The organism is Acidobacteriota bacterium, assembly GCA_016716435.1.
Classification (GTDB): domain Bacteria; phylum Acidobacteriota; class Blastocatellia; order Pyrinomonadales; family Pyrinomonadaceae; genus OLB17.
Genome location: JADJWI010000004.1, coordinates 125,390 through 141,008, shown reverse-complemented (window position 1 = coordinate 141,008; position 15,619 = coordinate 125,390). Strand labels below are relative to the sequence as shown.

Here is a 15,619-nt window from a genome sequence, read left to right as displayed (position 1 = left end):
AAAGGGGCGGCATCCGATGATGTCCGCCCCCTTCCACTTGACGTCAGGCCCCTGCGCCGTGGCATTTTTTGAACTTCTTGCCTGAGCCGCAATAGCAGGGGTCGTTCGGCTTGACCTTTGGCTGGTCGCGTTTGAAGGGCGTGTGCCGGACGTCCTCGGTATCGCCGGCGGCGGTGGCGGTTGCCATCGCACCGGTAAATGCCATTCCGGCGGCCTGCCTTCGGGCACGCTGTTGGGCGAGCCGTTCGAGCCGGGCACGCTCTTCCTGTTCGTCTTGAGATACGACCTCAAGATGAAAGAGTGCCTTGGTCGTGTTCGAATCGATGCGGTCGAGCATGTCCTGAAACATCTCAAAGGACTGCTTCTTGTATTCGACGAGCGGGTCTTTCTGCCCGTAGCCGACGAGCCCGATGCCCTGCTTTACCTGGTCGATCGAGGCAAGGTGATCTTTCCACTGCGAGTCGATGATGTTGAGCATGATGTAACGCTCATAGGCACGCAAGGCTTCGTCGCCGGCGAGTTTTTCCTTTACCTCGTAGGCCACCTTTGCCTTTTCCCAGATGCGATCTTGTATCTGATCCGGGTTCATCGTGCGGAAATCGACGCCCGCATCGCGGGCCGGATCGACCTTGTAAATGCTCTCGATCTCGGCGGCGTAAGTGTTGATGTCCCACTGATCCGGGCTGATCGTCAGGCTCAGCATGCTGTCCGTCAGGTCGTGGAGAAGGTCGCGGGCGACGCCGGTCTCCCCGAGCAGATACTCGCGGTGATTTTCTTCAAACATCAACTGGCGGCGGAGCTTGTAGATCGTCTCACGCTGGCGGTTCATCACGTCGTCGTATTTGAGAACGTGCTTTCGTGTTTCAAAGTTGCGAGCCTCGACCGCCTTTTGGGCACGCTCGATCTGTTTCGAAACGGTCTTCGATTCGATCGCAACGCCGTCTTCCATCCCGAGCCACTGCATCATCGAGCGGACCTTGTCGCCGGCGAAGATGCGCATCAGGTCGTCCTCGAGCGAGAGGACGAAATGCGACGAACCGGGGTCGCCCTGCCGGCCGGCACGCCCGCGGAGCTGGTTATCAATGCGACGCGATTCGTGCCGCTCGGTACCGAGAATGTGCAGCCCGCCGGCGGCAACGACCTCTTCGTGCTCTTTTGCAACAACCGCCTTTGCCTTGCGAAGCTGCTCTTCAAACTGTTCCGGCGTCGCCTCATCCGGATTGATCTCCATCCGCTTGAGGTAATCATTTGCGAGGGTTTCCGGATTACCGCCGAGCAGGATGTCCGTACCGCGGCCGGCCATGTTGGTTGCGATGGTGACCGCACCCTTTCGTCCGGCGAGTGCGATGATCTCGGCCTCGCGTTCGTGGTATTTGGCGTTGAGCACGTTGTGCGGCACGCCGAGTTTCTTGAGCCGATCGGCGACGATCTCAGAATTTTCGACCGAGACCGTACCAACGAGAACCGGTTGCCCGTTTTTATGGAGCTCTTGGATCTCCTCGACGACCGCGTTCCATTTTTCGGCAAGCGTCCGGTAGATGACGTCCGAGCCATCCTTGCGGACCATCGGTCGATGGGTCGGGATCGAGACCACATCAAGCCCGTAAACCGTATTGAACTCTTCGGCTTCCGTGTCGGCCGTACCGGTCATACCCGAGAGCTTTTCGTACATTCGGAAGTAGTTTTGAAGCGTAATGGTCGCGAGTGTCTGGTTTTCCCGCTCGATCTTAACGCCTTCTTTTGCCTCGACGGCCTGGTGAAGACCATCGGACCAGCGGCGTCCCTGCATGAGGCGTCCGGTGAAGTCATCGACGATGATGACCTCGCCTTCCTGAACAACGTAGTGATGGTCCCGCTTGTAAAGCGTGTGGGCCTTGAGTGCCTGCTCAACGCAATGAAGCAGATCCATACTGCCCGGATCGTAGAGGTTTTCAACGCCAAGCAGTTTTTCCGCCTTCGTGACGCCCTGTTCGGTCAGAACGGCCGAGTGGTTCTTTTCATCAACCAGGTAATCGCCGGTCGTGACCTTTGTCTCCTCGTCCTTGTGGCCCTTTTCGAGCCGCGGGATAACGTCGTTGGCGACGTAGTATTTATCCGTCGCGTCATCCGTCGCGCCCGAGATGATGAGCGGCGTCCGGGCCTCGTCGATGAGGATCGAATCGACCTCGTCAACGATCGCAAAGTAGTGATCGCGTTGGACGAGCGACTCGACATCGAACTTCATATTATCGCGGAGATAATCGAAGCCGAACTCGTTGTTCGTTCCGTAAGTGATGTCAAAGCCGTAAGCTTCCTTGCGGGCAAAGTCATCCATGTCGTTCTGGATACAGCCGACCTCGAGGCCGAGAAACTTGTGGATGCGGCCCATCCATTCCGAGTCGCGGGAAGCGAGGTAATCGTTGACCGTAACGACATGGACGCCGCGGCCGGTGAGTGCGTTGAGGTAAGAAGGAAGCGTCGCGACGAGCGTTTTACCTTCACCCGTTCGCATCTCGGCGATCCGGCCCTGGTGGAGCGCGACGCCGCCGATCATCTGCACATCAAAGTGCCGCATCCCGGTAACGCGTTTCGAGGCCTCGCGGACCGTTGCAAATGCTTCGGGAAGTATCTCGTGGAGCACTTCCTGTTCGGCTTTACGCCGTTCGTCTTTATCCTCGATGCCGTCAAGCCGGCGGGCGATAAGCTCTTTGAACTTGGGGGTTTGGGCCTTAAGCTCGTCATCCGAGAGCTGCTGGATCTTCGGCTCCCAATCGTTTATCTCAACGATGACCGGTTTGACCTTTTTAAGAAATACATCGCTCGAAGATCCGAAGATCTTCTTGACCAATTTATCTGCAAAACTGTTAACTGCCATTTTTTCCTCTTGTGTTTAGAGTCCGCTCTCGATCGTGCTTTACCAAACCGGCTTGCTTGCCTTATATCGGAAGCAGACCAAAGTCTGTACTTTGAACGATCGAATGTTCGACCGCAACTCTTAACGAAAATTGTTGATGGAAAGGCGAGAATAGAACACTTCCCGCCGCTGCTAAATGCAAGCAGCCACGGAAATCAACGAGGAACGAGGAAGCGAGGAAGAGCCGAATGCGGCAGAGCGGCCGACATCGTTTGACCAGAAAGTGGTTGTGTGAAGGTTGAGGTCCGGAAGCGGTTTCGCGTCCGGAACAGGGATCTGGAAAGAAAAGCTGTCGGCCGCGGGCTCGACGAAATACTGGGAAAGATAAACGCGGACGAGCGACTCGACGGCAGCCCCGGAAAGAGCTTCTTCGGCCGATTCCGGTACGAACTCGGGAACTTCCGGCTGCGGGTCGCGGTCAAACTCATCGAGAACCTCAAACTCCTCACTGAGTTCAAAGTTCCTCGTCATCGCCGCCGATTGCTGCGCGATCATCCCCGCCGACGAGCCGGCCATCAATAGGCCGATATAAACGCCCAGCGTCGCGAGGAAAATGACCGAGTTTTGTGTCCGCTTTGTTTCCAAGATGAGTATTCTAGCCTATTTCGCCGCCGTCTTGTCCGCCGGACGCATACCGGCGTTGCCGTTCGGCTTTTTCGCTTCATTTGCCTGTTCCGCAAGCTTTCGCTCGATCATTGGATGAGCAACATCTTTCGGAACAACGAAGCGGATTATAACACGCTTGCCTTCGACCTCGACCTTTGCCCCTTCAAGCAGGACAAGGTCATCCTTGTCGTTCTGGTCGGCGTTCTCGGCCAACTTCCGGTTTTTCGCGATGCTTATGCCAAGTTCGAGCGTGGACTTTATCGCCTTTGCCCGCGATTCGGTTTCCACTTCGGATTGGATCACAGCCGAGATATCGGTTTCGTTCTGGCTGAGATCAAGGAAGAGGTCCTTGCCGGTCAGGTCACGGAGATATTGGAGATACCCGGCAACGTTGACCGCCTCGATCGAGGCCTTGACGATGTTGATCATCCGCTCATCTTCGCCACTTGCCTTAATGTAACGGAAATTCTTTGGATCGAGCCGGCCGTTCTTGTCGAGCTTGCCGCGGGCCGAGAGTTCAAACTCAGACTGAAGGTCAAGCTGGTTCTTGGCACGCTCATCGTTGATCATATTGCTAAGATCGACGAGCGGCCGCCTGTTTATCATTTCAGGAAGCGCGAGCGGGTCGGTCGGGTTGACCGGTTGCGGGTTCGTATTCGCATTCGCAACCTGGCCGTTGGTGTTAGTATTTCCGAGCGGCGGCTTATTTCCGCCTTTGTCGTCACCTGCATCCGCAGTTTCGTCCTCGATCTTGAACGGCGAATCAAGATCGTCTCCCTTTACCGCGTTCGGGTTCGCCTTCGGCAAACGCGGAGCCCTGCTAAGAACGCCGCCGGGTGGTGCGGGCGGCGGAGTGTAAACAGGTGTTGTCGGATTAAAGCCGAATGTCGGGTTATCATTCGCGGCCTGCATCGCGGCAAATTGTTCGGGGTTCGCGATCTGGAAATATCCTTCCGGGTAGTCGATCGGCCCGGTCTGCCGGTGACGTCGACAAATGTGATATCCGCCTCGCCGAGGTCGATCCGCTCATAAGACGCATCAACGAATTCGCGGTCGGTGCCAAAAAGCACCGCTCCAACGTAAACCGTGTCGAGTACCTGACAAACGCGGCCGACGAACGGGCTCTCGCAGCCCTTCATTGTCAAAAGGCTGGTCTGGCCGGCAACTCCAAAGAAAAGCAGGTTCGCCAACACGGAAACGCCCAGGATCTTATAGATCCGCGGCGAGAGTTGCCATCCGCGAAGTTCGTAATTTTGGAGAAACTCCTTTCCTGCCGGCGTCTGAACGGCATTTTCTGTCCCTATGTATGATTGCTCTTGGCTCATAACTGCTATAATTTCCGATAAATAACGGCCGAAACTACTGGCTACGTGAAATTAGACGCAAAACATCGCAAATTCGTTGCGATGCAAACGAGAATTCTAACACTTCGGCAAGGGCTTTGAAAGGATTTTGCACGTACCCGCCGACGATTTTTTAGTTCCACGATGCCACGCTCCGATTCCCGAAACCGTTCCCGCCGCCGAAGCGGCCCTAGAAAGAATGAACGGACAGATAAACGGCGGCTTGCAGGGAAAAGTTCGCATGCCGATTCGGCCCCACGCGGCCCGCGGAGCGATCCGGCGGAGGTTCGCCGCCTGCTTGACGGTATTGGTGTGCCGGAGCCCGTCCCTTTTGCTCCCGATCCGTTCCAACTTGAGGCACTGGCGGCGATAGAAAACGAGGACGTGCTCGTCACCGCTCCGACCGGCAGCGGCAAAACCTGGATCGCCCGCGAAGAGATCCGCCGCCTTCTCGCCGCCGGCAAGCGGGCATGGTACACAACGCCGCTGAAGGCCCTTACCAACTCGAAATATCTCGAATTTTCCGACGAATTCGGAGCCGAGAACGTCGGCATCCTGACCGGCGACCGCAAGGAGAACTCCGGTGCACCGCTGATCGTCGGAACGACCGAGATCTTTCGCAATCAGCTTTTTGATGCCCTTCGCGAAGGGGCGGAGGTCGGAACCGATCTCGTTATCCTTGACGAGGCACATTACCTTTCCGATGAGGAACGCGGGCACGTTTGGGAAGAATCGATCATCCTGACGCCGCCGCGGATCCGGATGCTGCTACTTTCGGCGACCGTCGGACGGGCGGAGGAATTTGCCAACTGGATGGCCGAGGTCCGCGGTGTGCGTGTTCGTGTGATCAATCGGGCGGGAACGCGGCCGGTCGAGCTTCGGGCGGCATATCTATCTAAAGATCTCGAGCTTTTTCCGCTGTTCGATGCCACCGGCAAATATGATTCCCGCATCGACCAAATGGCCGCGAAACGCAACTCCGACGGAGAAAACTATCGCCGCCGCCGAAACTAGAAACGGCCGCCCGTTTTCCGGACAGCCGCTTCTTTTCAATCTTTAAGTCGAATTCTACTTCACCAATATCGCCATTAGTTGGTCGATGTCCGTTTGCGGAACGCTGATGTCGAATGACACGTCCGAGCCGTTACGGGAAAGTTTGACCCGCTCGATGAGCCGCGCGTAAAGCTGCTGATCCGGCCGCTTTGAGCTGCCGAGGGCCATCTTGCCAAAGCTCTGCATCACTTCCATCGTGTCATAGAGCTGCTCGGCCTGTGCCGGCTGCTTCGTCCGGGCGGTCATGCCCATCTGCATCTCGCCCGCGACGATGTCCATGCTGCCATAGGCGGTCTGGATGGCGTCGATGCTCGAACCGAGTTCGTCGTTATCAAGCGGCAGGAAATCGCTCATACCCGTAGGCACCTTTGCCGCAAAGTTCATAACGCCGAAAGGCTTTTTGTTGAGCAGGTCAATCACATCCTTGCCGATCTTCGAGCGGCCTTCTGCCATCTCGCGGACTCGTTCCGGAATGCCGGCGGCGAGGGTGTTTCCGTCAATCGCCATTATCGCCATTTCGGTCGAAGCGAAGCCCGAGGGCCTTGTCGATCATCCCCTTATTTTCGGGGTCTTTGGTTGCCGCATCATCGGCTTTCTTCTGTGCATATTCCTTAAACGAGAAAACGAAAATGGTCTTTCCGTTGATCGATTCTTCCTTATACTTTCCGCCGGCGGCTTGCTTTGCTGCGGCGATCACGGCCGATGAGCTGCCGCTGCCGCGGGCGATCATCACAGGAGCCATGTCGTACTTGCCCTTGCCGGTCTGCGCTACGGTCATACCCGCGACGACCAGGTCGAACGACCGAAGCTGGATGCCCGATTTCTGCTCAAATTCGCCGAGCTTGCCCATCCATTTGTTGAGCATATCCGGCTTTGACGACAGAATGAACGGGAACGCCTCGGCGAATCCGCGGCTGACGTCGAAGGTCATTACCGCATCCGATGCCGGAAGCATCGAAACCAGTTGATTGGTCTTTACACGTTTGGCGTTTTTGGCCGAGACCGAATCGGACGGCGTGGAGCCGTAAGCAATGGCGACTGCGAAAAGTGCGAAAAAGGCAAGAATTTTAATGCGCATAAAACCTCAAATCAGATGGGATCAAATAGATGACCAATTTACAGATGTATCACAATACCCTAACGGTTTGCCAATAATTTTTGTTAGCTCAGCTTTTTTTCGCCTCAGTGTCTTTGATCACCTCAAATTCGAACCGAAGTTCTTTCCCGCGCATCAGGTAACAAAGATACTGCTCCCAAAACTTCCGCAGGAACCGCATCGAGGGCATTTGCCGATCGAGATTGACCAGAAACTCGACGCCAAGTGCCTTCCAAAGCCCCGCCAGCGAGCAATAGACCGAAACGGGCCGGAGTTGCACGTCGGTATAAAAGTCGAACACCTGACGGCCGGGCTGGAAGGTGTTGAAGGTGTAGCTATTGATGTGGTTGCGGTGGGTCGGGTCGTTTGCCCAATCGGCGTTTGAATAGTGCGGAGCGGCGATGCGGATGTGCCCGCCCGGCTTGGTGATGCGGTGGAGCTCGCCGATGAACGCCATCACGTCCGGCACGTGTTCGACTACGTGGCTGGCGATGATCAGGTCAAATTCGTCGTCCGGAAACGGGTACGGCACAACGCCGAGGTCGTGGATAACATCCGCACCGGTCCGCGGGTTATTGTCGAGCCCGATCGCTCCTTCAAATTTGTTAACGCCGCAGCCGACGTCGAGTATCTTCATCATCGAAAACCCTTTTCACTCAAATAATAATGCCATAGCAGCCTAGCCGCCGCCGAGCGGAAGGGCCGCCAGCGTTCGGCGATGGCTAGAAATTCGTCTGCCTGCGGCTTCGGCTCGCCCGAGATCTTGTGCCACGCTGTATGCAGGGCGATGTCGCCGCGGGGCATCACATCCGGCCGTAGCAATGCCATCAGTAGATAGATGTCGCTCGTCCATTCGCCGACGCCCTTGAGCCGCTGGAGCTCGGCCTTTGCGTCCGCATCCGGCAGGCCGGCGATGGCTTCGAGGTCGATACTGCTACCCAAGATCGCTTCTGACAGATGCCGGGCGTAAGACGCTTTTTGGCGGCTGAAACCGATCGACCGGAGTTCAACATCATTGAGCGTCAGCACGGCGTCGGGCGTGACCGCTCCTAGATGCCGCGCGAGCTTATCGAAGCACGCCTTCGCCGAGGCAAGCGAAACCTGCTGCTCCAGAATGATCTGCAAGAGCGTCGCGAAACCCTGCGGCCTGTCCCAAAGCGGCGGCGTCCCGTGCGCTTCAAGCACCGCAGCCATGTGCGGGCACCGTCGGCCAATCTCGTCGCACGCCACCGTGAGCGTTCTTGCGTTCAAGGGTTTCAACAAATCTCGATGCTGCATGATATCAATTTCTAATTGATCGCTGTTTCGCGGCAAGCAGATTATCGACGGAATGAAGGCCGGCTGAAGCCGGGACTCAAATCGTTACCAGATGGATGGGACGGCGGATTCGTCGAACTCGGCGGAGGTTCCGTCGGGGAGAATGTGGATGACGCGGGTAAAGCCTTGGGCGCGGAGCGGCGGCGAGAGCATGCCGATGCGGTGGCAATTTGCCCGCGGGACCTTGTGCTTAGAGAGCGGGTGAGACTCGGAGCACATCAAGGCCGTCGGCGTTTCGGCAGCGATCTCGACGATGCGGCCGATGCCCCAGGCGAGGTCCTCAGGCGTGGGCCGCGTCTTGCCGCCGCACTCGGGAAGGTGTTCGTAGCCGATGCCTTGTCCGCGGAGAAGCTCGGCAAGCACCATCCGATTGAATTGCGGCCAACGTGAACGTGCCACGCTCCGCACATCGCAAACGAACCCAACGCCATACTTCCGCAGAAGCTCAAGAAAATACCCAAACTCATGCCGGCCATGGCCGATGGTGTAGATGGTGGTCTCCATCGGTCAATTTTGCGGCGAATCCGGCGTCTCAGTTTCGGGCGACTGGTCGGCGGATGTGGAGAGCATTGAATCGATAAAGCCGGTTTGTTCCCACTTCATCCAAAGCCGGAGGGCTGAGCGATAGGCGGCGGTCCTGCGGCGGGCGAATTTGGAGAGAAGCCAGGCCGCGGCGAGTCTTTCGGGACCCACGGGCGTAGCGTCGGATCCTTTTTTGAGGTCGGATCCGAGCTGATCGATCCAGACGTCGCAATCGTGGAGTTCGCCGAGGTGGCCTTGCATTTTGGCGATCTCGGACGCGCGGCCGGACCACGCTTCATCTGTTTGATCAGTAAATATCTCGACGGCGTAGCGAAGGTGTTTGCCGGCGATACGGAGTTTGTGCAGGCGGCGAACGCGGAAAGGGCTGTAGAGAGCCGGGCCCAACGCGCAAAATTCATCGATGCGGCTGCGGATCACGTTTTCGGCGGCCTCGAGGATCAGATCGTCTGCGGCCGATTTCGGCGACGACATTTTGCGAAGGTACCGAGCCGAAAGCCCCTCGAGCTTTTCCATCCGCTCGGTCGCGAGATACGGGTCAAGGGCAAGAAAGGCCTCCTGGCGGGACGAACGCAGGCGTTCGATAAATGCATCTATGCCCTCTGCGACTTCCGGGTCATCGGCCTTTGCACGGAATTTGAGAAGGGAACTGACACCGACATCGGCGTCGCGGACCTCGCCGAGCGCTTTCGCAACCCGCTTGAGCTCACGGACCAGCGAGTCCGATCGAGGACCGGCACCGACGACCTTAAGATCGCCGATGAGGCTGCGAAGACGCCTGATCGCAACCCGCATGGCGTGGATGCCTTCGGTGCGGTCGGGGTCGAGTGCCGCCTCACGAAAGGAAAGCACCTCGCCAAAACGCACGCTGAAAAGCTGGCGAACCCACGTCCGCAAACCCTCTGCCTCACCAGGCAACGCAACATTTCGAGCTTTGGCCACTTAACGCAAGATTAACACAAGCCGAAGCGGAAGATGTTACGAAGTTATTCCTCTGATCTCCTCAACCGCTTGCGGATTTTCAAGTGCCGATAGGTCGCCCGGGTCTTCGCCGAGATAGGCGGAGCGGATAACGCGGCGCATCACCTTTGCGTTACGGGTTTTCGGCAAAGCCGAGACGAAATGGATCTTCGATGGTGCCAGCGGCTTGCCCATGTCTTTAGCGACGAGAGCGCGAAGCTCCGCTTCTAGTGATGAGTGAGGAGTGAGGAGTGACGAGCCTTTGAGTTCGGACTCGTTTTCGGTGTTAGATGTGAGGTTCTCTCTTGTTTCATCCTTGTGACTAGTCACTGGTCCCTTGTCACTTGCGCTCTGTCCCTCGCCACCTATCACTACAAAAGCGACCATTGCGGTGCCTTTTACTTCGTCGGGGACGCCGATTACGGCGGCTTCGGTGACAAGCGGATGGCCGACGAGCAGGCTTTCGACCTCGGCGGGGCCGACGCGTTTGCCGGCGACCTTTAGCGTGTCGTCGCTGCGGCCGAGGATGAACCAGTGGCCGTCTTTGTCGCGCATCGCGAAATCGCCGTGGACCCAGATGTCTTTGAACCGCCGCCAATAGGTGTCGAGATAGCGTTCCTTTTCCTGCCAAAATCCGCGAGCCATGCCGATCCACGACTGTTTGATAACGAGCTCGCCGACCTTGCCGGGGCCGACCGGATTGCCGTCGTCATCCAAAATATCAACATCCATTCCCGGGCAGGGAGCCGGGAAGGAACAAGGCTTGATCGGCAGCAGCGGGTTGCCCATCAGGATGCCGCCGGCGATCTCCGTCCCGCCGGAGTAATTGATGATCGGCAGTTTTGAATTGCCGACCTTTTCGAACAGCCACCACCACGGCGCCGGATTCCAAGGCTCGCCGGTCGAGGCAAAGATGCGGAGCGAAGAGAGGTCGTGGCATTCGAAGGGAGCCTTGAGAACTCTGTCCGCTCCCGGTTCCCACGACCAGGAGGGTACGGCTTCAGCCGGGGTGGTTCCTCTGCGTCACGAGGAGAACCCCCCCGTCGCGAAGCGGCTGCCACCCCTCCTTCGTAAGGAGGGGAGCTATCTTCGCTCGCTGCTAACGATCTTATCAGCGTTGGGGAAATGCCAAGCACCTCGACCTTGTGTTTGGCGCAGAATTCCCACATGCGGTCGGGTGTCGGGTAGTCGGGTGCGCCGTCGTAGATGCATATCGTTGCACCGTTGATGAGCGCGCCGTAGATAAGCCACGGTCCCATCATCCAGCCGATATCGGTATACCAACTGATTCGCGTGCCTTTACCGACATCCGTCCCAAACGCCATGTCCTGAGCCGCCTTGATCGGAAAACTCGCATGCGTATGCGCTATGCCCTTCGGCTTGCCGGTCGTGCCGGAGGTGTAGAGGATAATGAGCGGGTCTTCGGCGGAGGTGGGTTCCGGGGTAATCTCTCCGAAACCCAAGTTCATTAAGTCGTGCCAAAAGTTCTGATATAACGGCGAATCGAATTCAATACGCCGGTAGTTTTCGACGACGATGACCTTTTGAATTGTCGGTACGTCTGATACCGCCTTTTTGGCAGTCGAGAGAGCGTCCACTGACTTACTACGTCTCGAAAAACTCTCGCATGTAAACAGGCCGTTCGCATTGACTGCGTTGAGGCGAGCCGAAATTGCCGAAACACCGTAGCCAGAGAAAACTGGCACAGCGATAGCTCCGATTCGGTTTATAGCAAGTAATGCCACTAGAGTGGCTGGAATCATCGGCATATGAATACCGATTGCATCACCTTTATTAAAGCCATTGACTCGTAGACCAGATACGCAACACTCTACGAATTGAAATAACTCTTCGTACGTTAGCGTTTCTGATTTTCCGTTTTCCCCCTCCCAGATCACCGCTGGCTGGTCCCTCATCTCATCCGTCTGCCAGCGGTCGAGGCACATGGTGGTGATGTTGAGTCCGGCACTGTCGGAACCGCCTGCGTTAGCGGGCGGCCAGTTCGTTGAATCGGGGCCACCTTTCTGACCCCCCGCTGACGCAGGGGGTTCTGACCTGAACCACTTCGGAAACTCGACGCCGTTTGAGGTGTCAAGGAGTCTTTCGTAGGGCGGATCGAATTTGATATCGAGGAATTTCAGGACCTCTTCGGTAAATTTTTCGACATCACGGATGGAGAATTCGTAGAGCTCATCCCAGGTCGAGACGCCGACCTGTTTCATGAACTTCGTGAGCTGGGCGCGTTCGATGACGTCGGGCGTCGGTGTCCAGGCGATGGGCTGATCTTCGAGGAGATTTGTGTCGTGCATTATTCGTAAATCGTAAATCGTGAGTGGAAAATAGTAAATCGCGTGGATGAACTCGCCCTCGTATGGACGGCTCGGCGCTTGCCGAAGATAGTCTATTTGCGATTTACTATTTACGATTCACGAAATGAACAAACAGCCTGAATTACCAAACACTCTATTTGCCGGGAAGACGGCGATCGTTACCGGGGCTTCGCGGGGTGTCGGGCGGGCGACGGCGGAACGGCTTGCCGAGGGCGGGGCGAATGTTGTCGTCAATTATTTGCAGAACGACGCCGAGGCGGATGAGACCGTCAATCGTTGCACCTCGCTTGGCGTAAAGGCGATCGCCATCGCGGGCGATGTCTCGGAGTTCGCGGCCGCCCGCAAGGTCGCCGAAAAGGCGATCGAGGAATTTGGCGGCATCGATCTGCTTGTGCTCAACGCTGGCATCTGGGAAGGTGCGCCGATCGAGGAGATGACCGAAGAGACGTGGAACCGCGTGCTCAACACGAATCTCAAGTCCGCCTGGGCGATGTCAAAGGCTTGCGTGCCGGCGATGAAGAAACGCGAGTCGGGGTCGATCGTCCTTGTTTCTTCGACCGCCGGCCAACGCGGCGAGGCGAACTTCTCGAACTATGCCGCGTCGAAGGGCGGACAGATCTCGTTTACAAAGGCCCTGGCCACGGAGCTTTGCCCGAAGATCCGCGTCAACTGCGTCGCCCCGGGTTGGATAGAGACGGCGATGGTCCGGCCGGCGTTTGAAGACAAGGATTATGAACGGTCTGTCATCGAATCAATTCCGCTAAAACGCATCGCGACCACCGATGATGTCGCCCTTGCGATCTGCTTTTTGCTCTCGCCGTGGGCTCAGCACATCACGGGCGAGATAATGAATGTGAACGGCGGTGCGGTGCTCTGCGGATGAGCCCGTTTGTGACGGTTAGCACATTTTCCCGGCCGGTTTTGTGGTAACCGATTAACGGACGGCCTTACCATGAACACCAACAGCCTAACCGATTTTCAAAGCCACTTTGCCGCACTTCCGGCAAGCTCTAATTACGTTGAGAACCTGATCGGCAATACGCCGCTTCTCGCGATCCATTGCCACTACAAGGGCAATCGCCGGACCGTTTTTGCAAAGGCCGAGCATTTGAACCTTTCGGGAAGCATCAAGGACCGAATGGCGTTTCATATCTTGAAATGTGCATATCGCGACGGGGCGATCCGTCGCGGCGATGTGATCGCGGAGGCGACGAGCGGCAATACCGGCATCGCCTTTGCTGCGATCGGGCATGCCTTTGGAAATCCGGTCCACGTTTTTATGCCCGAGTGGATGAGCCAGGAGCGCATCTCGCTGATGAAGAGCTATGGAGCGGAGGTCACGCTCGTCTCGCACGAGCAGGGCGGATTTCTCGGCAGCATCGAGATGGCCGACGCACTCCGGTACGAGCACGGCCGCGTTTTTCTGCCGCATCAATTCTCGAACCTTGCAAACCCTGAGGCACATTACGAGACGACCGCTGCAGAGATCTGGGAACAGCTTGCCAGAGTCGGCTTTGAGCCGGATGCCTTCGTCGCGGGAGTCGGGACCGGCGGGACGATCATGGGATGTGCCGCATATTTCCGCGAACGCGACCCCGGGATCAAGCTTTACCCGCTTGAGCCCGCCGAATCGCCGACGCTTTCGACCGGTCATAAGGTCGGCAGCCATCGCATCCAGGGCATCTCGGACGAATTCATTCCGGCGATCTGCGACCTTTCGAAGCTCGATGAGGTGATAAGCGTTTCGGACGGCGACTCGATCCTGATGGCGCAGAAGCTGGCAAAAGACCTCGGGCTGGCCGTCGGCATTTCGTCCGGAGCGAACTTCATTGGGGCGTTGATCGCTCTCGAAAGGCTCGGCGGAGATGGGATAGTCGCGACGGTTCTGTGCGATGACAACAAGAAATACTTGAGCACCGACCTTGTCCGCGAAGAGCCGGTCAAGGAAGGATACCTCTCGCCGGATGTTCGGCTTTTCGGGTACCAGACCATCGGCCGCGTCGATCAGGCGGCCGTCCAAACGAACGACTGAAAGCCGCCATCAGCCATACTTGACAATGCCATAAGAAACGGTTGAACTTCTGATTTGACCGTGAGCGAAACGCAAGCATTTACCGTGATGAAATTTGGCGGGACGTCCGTCGGGGACGTCGCTGCCTTTGAGCGCGTTGTTCACGTGGTTTCGAGCCAGATCGAGCGGCGGCCGGTCGTGGTCGTCTCCGCGATGACGAAGGTGACCGACGCACTGCTGGCGGCATTTGAAACGGCAAAGAAAGGCGATTTCGCGTTGGCGATCGCATCGCTTGAGCCGCACTTTGAACGCCATGTCGAGGTCGCCGGGCACTTCATCGACGCCGATGGCCCAAACCTTTTTGACGCCGAGCTTGACCTGGCCCGCGGCGAGCTTTCAGATCTTCTTTTGCGGACCTCGCGGCGTTCGCTGCCGCTCTCGATGCTGAAAGACGCGATAGTCTCTTATGGCGAGCAGCTTTCTTCGAGGCTGCTGGCGGAGGTGCTCCGTTCGCGGGGAGTGCGGTCGCGGCATTTTGATTCGCGGCGGCTGATCGTGACGGACGATGAGTTCGGCTCGGCGACGCCAATAATGGACGAAACTGCGGAGCTTGTCCGGCTCGAGATCGCACCCGCAGCAGCGACGGGCGAGGTGCCGGTGATGGGCGGATTCATCGCGGGAAACCGTGCGGGCGAGACGACGACGCTCGGCCGCGGCGGTTCGGATTTTTCCGCGGCGATTGTCGCGGCGGCGATCGATGCGGGCGAGCTTCAGATCTGGACGGACGTAACCGGCGTCATGACCTGCGACCCGCGCATCTCCAGCGACGCGAGGACGATCCCGGTGCTTTCATACGAAGAGGCGGCCGAGCTTGCTTACTTTGGCGCGAAGGTTTTGCACCCGAAGACGATCAAGCCGGCGGTCGACCACGGCATTCCCGTCCGCGTTTGCAATACATTTGAGCCCGAGGCCGTCGGGACGATGGTCGTCGCCGCATCGGGCGAGGTGCCGAACAAGATCAAGTCGATCGCGAGCAAAAAGGGAATCACGATCTTGCGGATAACCTCTGCACGAATGCTCGGAAGCTACGGCTTTATGAGCGCGGTCTTTCAGGTCTTCGACCGCTACCGGACGGTGATCGACGTCATTTCTACATCGGAAGTTTCCATCGCTCTTACACTTGATTCGACCGGCTCGCTCGAGAAGATCGTCGAGGAACTCTCGCGGCTCGGCGACGTCGAGGTCGAGCCGAACTACGCCGTAATCTGCGTCGTCGGCGAAGGCCTCCGCGCCTCGACCGGCCTTGCGTCAAAGATCTTTTCGACGATTGAGGACGTCCACGTCGAACTCGTCTCGCACGGAGCCTCGGCCGTGAATCTGACGTTTGTCGTAAAAGAGACCGATGTCGAACGAGTGATAATCCGCCTCCACAACGAGATGTTTTGATCAATTTTCGGGTTTTAAGAAAAG

Annotated in this window: 15 protein-coding genes; 4 read left to right on the top strand and 11 right to left on the bottom strand. The window is 57.4% G+C overall.

The window, feature by feature from the left end:
- Positions 1 to 43 precede the first annotated feature (43 nt).
- From secA to IPM21_10190, 4 genes are all read right to left on the bottom strand, one after another.
- Complete coding sequence (gene secA, locus IPM21_10205; protein ID MBK9164270.1) at positions 44 to 2,854, bottom strand: preprotein translocase subunit SecA; 2,811 nt, start codon at positions 2,852 to 2,854, stop codon at positions 44 to 46.
- A gap of 171 nt (positions 2,855 to 3,025) precedes the next feature.
- Complete coding sequence (locus IPM21_10200) at positions 3,026 to 3,478, bottom strand: hypothetical protein (protein MBK9164269.1); 453 nt, start codon at positions 3,476 to 3,478, stop codon at positions 3,026 to 3,028.
- Between the two features lie 15 nt (positions 3,479 to 3,493).
- Positions 3,494 to 4,306 carry a hypothetical protein gene (locus tag IPM21_10195; protein ID MBK9164268.1) on the bottom strand — a complete coding sequence of 271 codons (813 nt, stop codon included), beginning with the start codon at positions 4,304 to 4,306 and terminating at the stop codon, positions 3,494 to 3,496.
- Entirely contained in the window at positions 4,279 to 4,824 is a 546-nt protein-coding gene (locus tag IPM21_10190) for a hypothetical protein (GenBank protein ID MBK9164267.1), read from the bottom strand. The genes IPM21_10195 and IPM21_10190 overlap by 28 nt, the downstream gene beginning before the upstream one ends.
- Positions 4,825 to 4,986: 162 nt before the next feature.
- Between IPM21_10190 and IPM21_10185 the strand changes: the two genes are divergently transcribed.
- Positions 4,987 to 5,856 carry a DEAD/DEAH box helicase gene (locus IPM21_10185; protein MBK9164266.1) on the top strand — a complete coding sequence of 290 codons (870 nt, stop codon included), beginning with the start codon at positions 4,987 to 4,989 and terminating at the stop codon, positions 5,854 to 5,856.
- A 54-nt stretch (positions 5,857 to 5,910) separates the two neighbouring features.
- On the opposite strand, the gene IPM21_10180 is transcribed toward IPM21_10185, so the two are convergent.
- The 7 genes from IPM21_10180 to IPM21_10150 all read right to left on the bottom strand — a co-directional run bounded on the left by IPM21_10180 (position 5,911) and on the right by IPM21_10150 (position 10,723).
- Positions 5,911 to 6,402 (bottom strand): hypothetical protein, encoded by a 492-nt coding sequence (locus IPM21_10180; GenBank protein MBK9164265.1) that lies wholly within the window; start codon positions 6,400 to 6,402, stop codon positions 5,911 to 5,913.
- Positions 6,392 to 6,973 carry a hypothetical protein gene (locus IPM21_10175; GenBank protein MBK9164264.1) on the bottom strand — a complete coding sequence of 194 codons (582 nt, stop codon included), beginning with the start codon at positions 6,971 to 6,973 and terminating at the stop codon, positions 6,392 to 6,394. Before IPM21_10175 ends, IPM21_10180 begins: the two co-directional genes overlap by 11 nt.
- Positions 6,974 to 7,061: 88 nt before the next feature.
- Positions 7,062 to 7,628, bottom strand: coding sequence for a class I SAM-dependent methyltransferase (locus tag IPM21_10170; protein ID MBK9164263.1), 567 nt, complete (start codon positions 7,626 to 7,628; stop codon positions 7,062 to 7,064).
- The gene (locus IPM21_10165; GenBank protein MBK9164262.1) at positions 7,628 to 8,269 is read right to left on the bottom strand and encodes a DNA-3-methyladenine glycosylase 2 family protein; all 642 of its coding nucleotides are present in this window, start codon (positions 8,267 to 8,269) and stop codon (positions 7,628 to 7,630) included. The genes IPM21_10170 and IPM21_10165 overlap by 1 nt, the downstream gene beginning before the upstream one ends.
- Before the next feature lie 84 nt (positions 8,270 to 8,353).
- Positions 8,354 to 8,812: a DUF488 domain-containing protein gene (locus IPM21_10160; protein ID MBK9164261.1), complete on the bottom strand. Its 459-nt coding sequence runs from the start codon at positions 8,810 to 8,812 to the stop codon at positions 8,354 to 8,356.
- Between the two features lie 3 nt (positions 8,813 to 8,815).
- Positions 8,816 to 9,790 (bottom strand): CHAD domain-containing protein, encoded by a 975-nt coding sequence (locus IPM21_10155; protein ID MBK9164260.1) that lies wholly within the window; start codon positions 9,788 to 9,790, stop codon positions 8,816 to 8,818.
- Positions 9,791 to 9,826: 36 nt separating this feature from the next.
- Entirely contained in the window at positions 9,827 to 10,723 is an 897-nt protein-coding gene (locus tag IPM21_10150; protein ID MBK9164259.1) for an AMP-binding protein, read from the bottom strand.
- 1,518 nt (positions 10,724 to 12,241) lie between these two features.
- On the opposite strand from IPM21_10150, the gene IPM21_10145 reads away from it, so the two are divergent.
- From IPM21_10145 to lysC, 3 genes are all read left to right on the top strand, one after another.
- A complete protein-coding gene (locus IPM21_10145) occupies positions 12,242 to 13,021 on the top strand; it encodes a 3-oxoacyl-ACP reductase FabG (GenBank protein ID MBK9164258.1) in 780 nt (259 codons plus the stop codon).
- Between the two features lie 69 nt (positions 13,022 to 13,090).
- The gene (locus IPM21_10140) at positions 13,091 to 14,170 is read left to right on the top strand and encodes a PLP-dependent cysteine synthase family protein (protein ID MBK9164257.1); all 1,080 of its coding nucleotides are present in this window, start codon (positions 13,091 to 13,093) and stop codon (positions 14,168 to 14,170) included.
- A gap of 60 nt (positions 14,171 to 14,230) precedes the next feature.
- Positions 14,231 to 15,595: a lysine-sensitive aspartokinase 3 gene (lysC, locus tag IPM21_10135; protein MBK9164256.1), complete on the top strand. Its 1,365-nt coding sequence runs from the start codon at positions 14,231 to 14,233 to the stop codon at positions 15,593 to 15,595.
- Positions 15,596 to 15,619: the final 24 nt, after the last annotated feature.

Bases quoted from the DNA above. Each gene is read 5' to 3' on its own strand.
- IPM21_10145 (MBK9164258.1), top strand. From the start codon at position 12,242: ATGAACAAACAGCCTGAATTACCAAACACTCTATTTGCCGGGAAGACG.
- IPM21_10170 (MBK9164263.1), bottom strand. From the start codon at position 7,628: ATGAAGATACTCGACGTCGGCTGCGGCGTTAACAAATTTGAAGGAGCG.
- IPM21_10175 (MBK9164264.1), bottom strand. From the start codon at position 6,973: ATGCGCATTAAAATTCTTGCCTTTTTCGCACTTTTCGCAGTCGCCATT.
- IPM21_10180 (MBK9164265.1), bottom strand. From the start codon at position 6,402: ATGGCGATTGACGGAAACACCCTCGCCGCCGGCATTCCGGAACGAGTC.
- secA (MBK9164270.1), bottom strand. From the start codon at position 2,854: ATGGCAGTTAACAGTTTTGCAGATAAATTGGTCAAGAAGATCTTCGGA.
- IPM21_10165 (MBK9164262.1), bottom strand. From the start codon at position 8,269: ATGCAGCATCGAGATTTGTTGAAACCCTTGAACGCAAGAACGCTCACG.
- IPM21_10185 (MBK9164266.1), top strand. From the start codon at position 4,987: ATGCCACGCTCCGATTCCCGAAACCGTTCCCGCCGCCGAAGCGGCCCT.
- IPM21_10140 (MBK9164257.1), top strand. From the start codon at position 13,091: ATGAACACCAACAGCCTAACCGATTTTCAAAGCCACTTTGCCGCACTT.
- IPM21_10160 (MBK9164261.1), bottom strand. From the start codon at position 8,812: ATGGAGACCACCATCTACACCATCGGCCATGGCCGGCATGAGTTTGGG.
- IPM21_10190 (MBK9164267.1), bottom strand. From the start codon at position 4,824: ATGAGCCAAGAGCAATCATACATAGGGACAGAAAATGCCGTTCAGACG.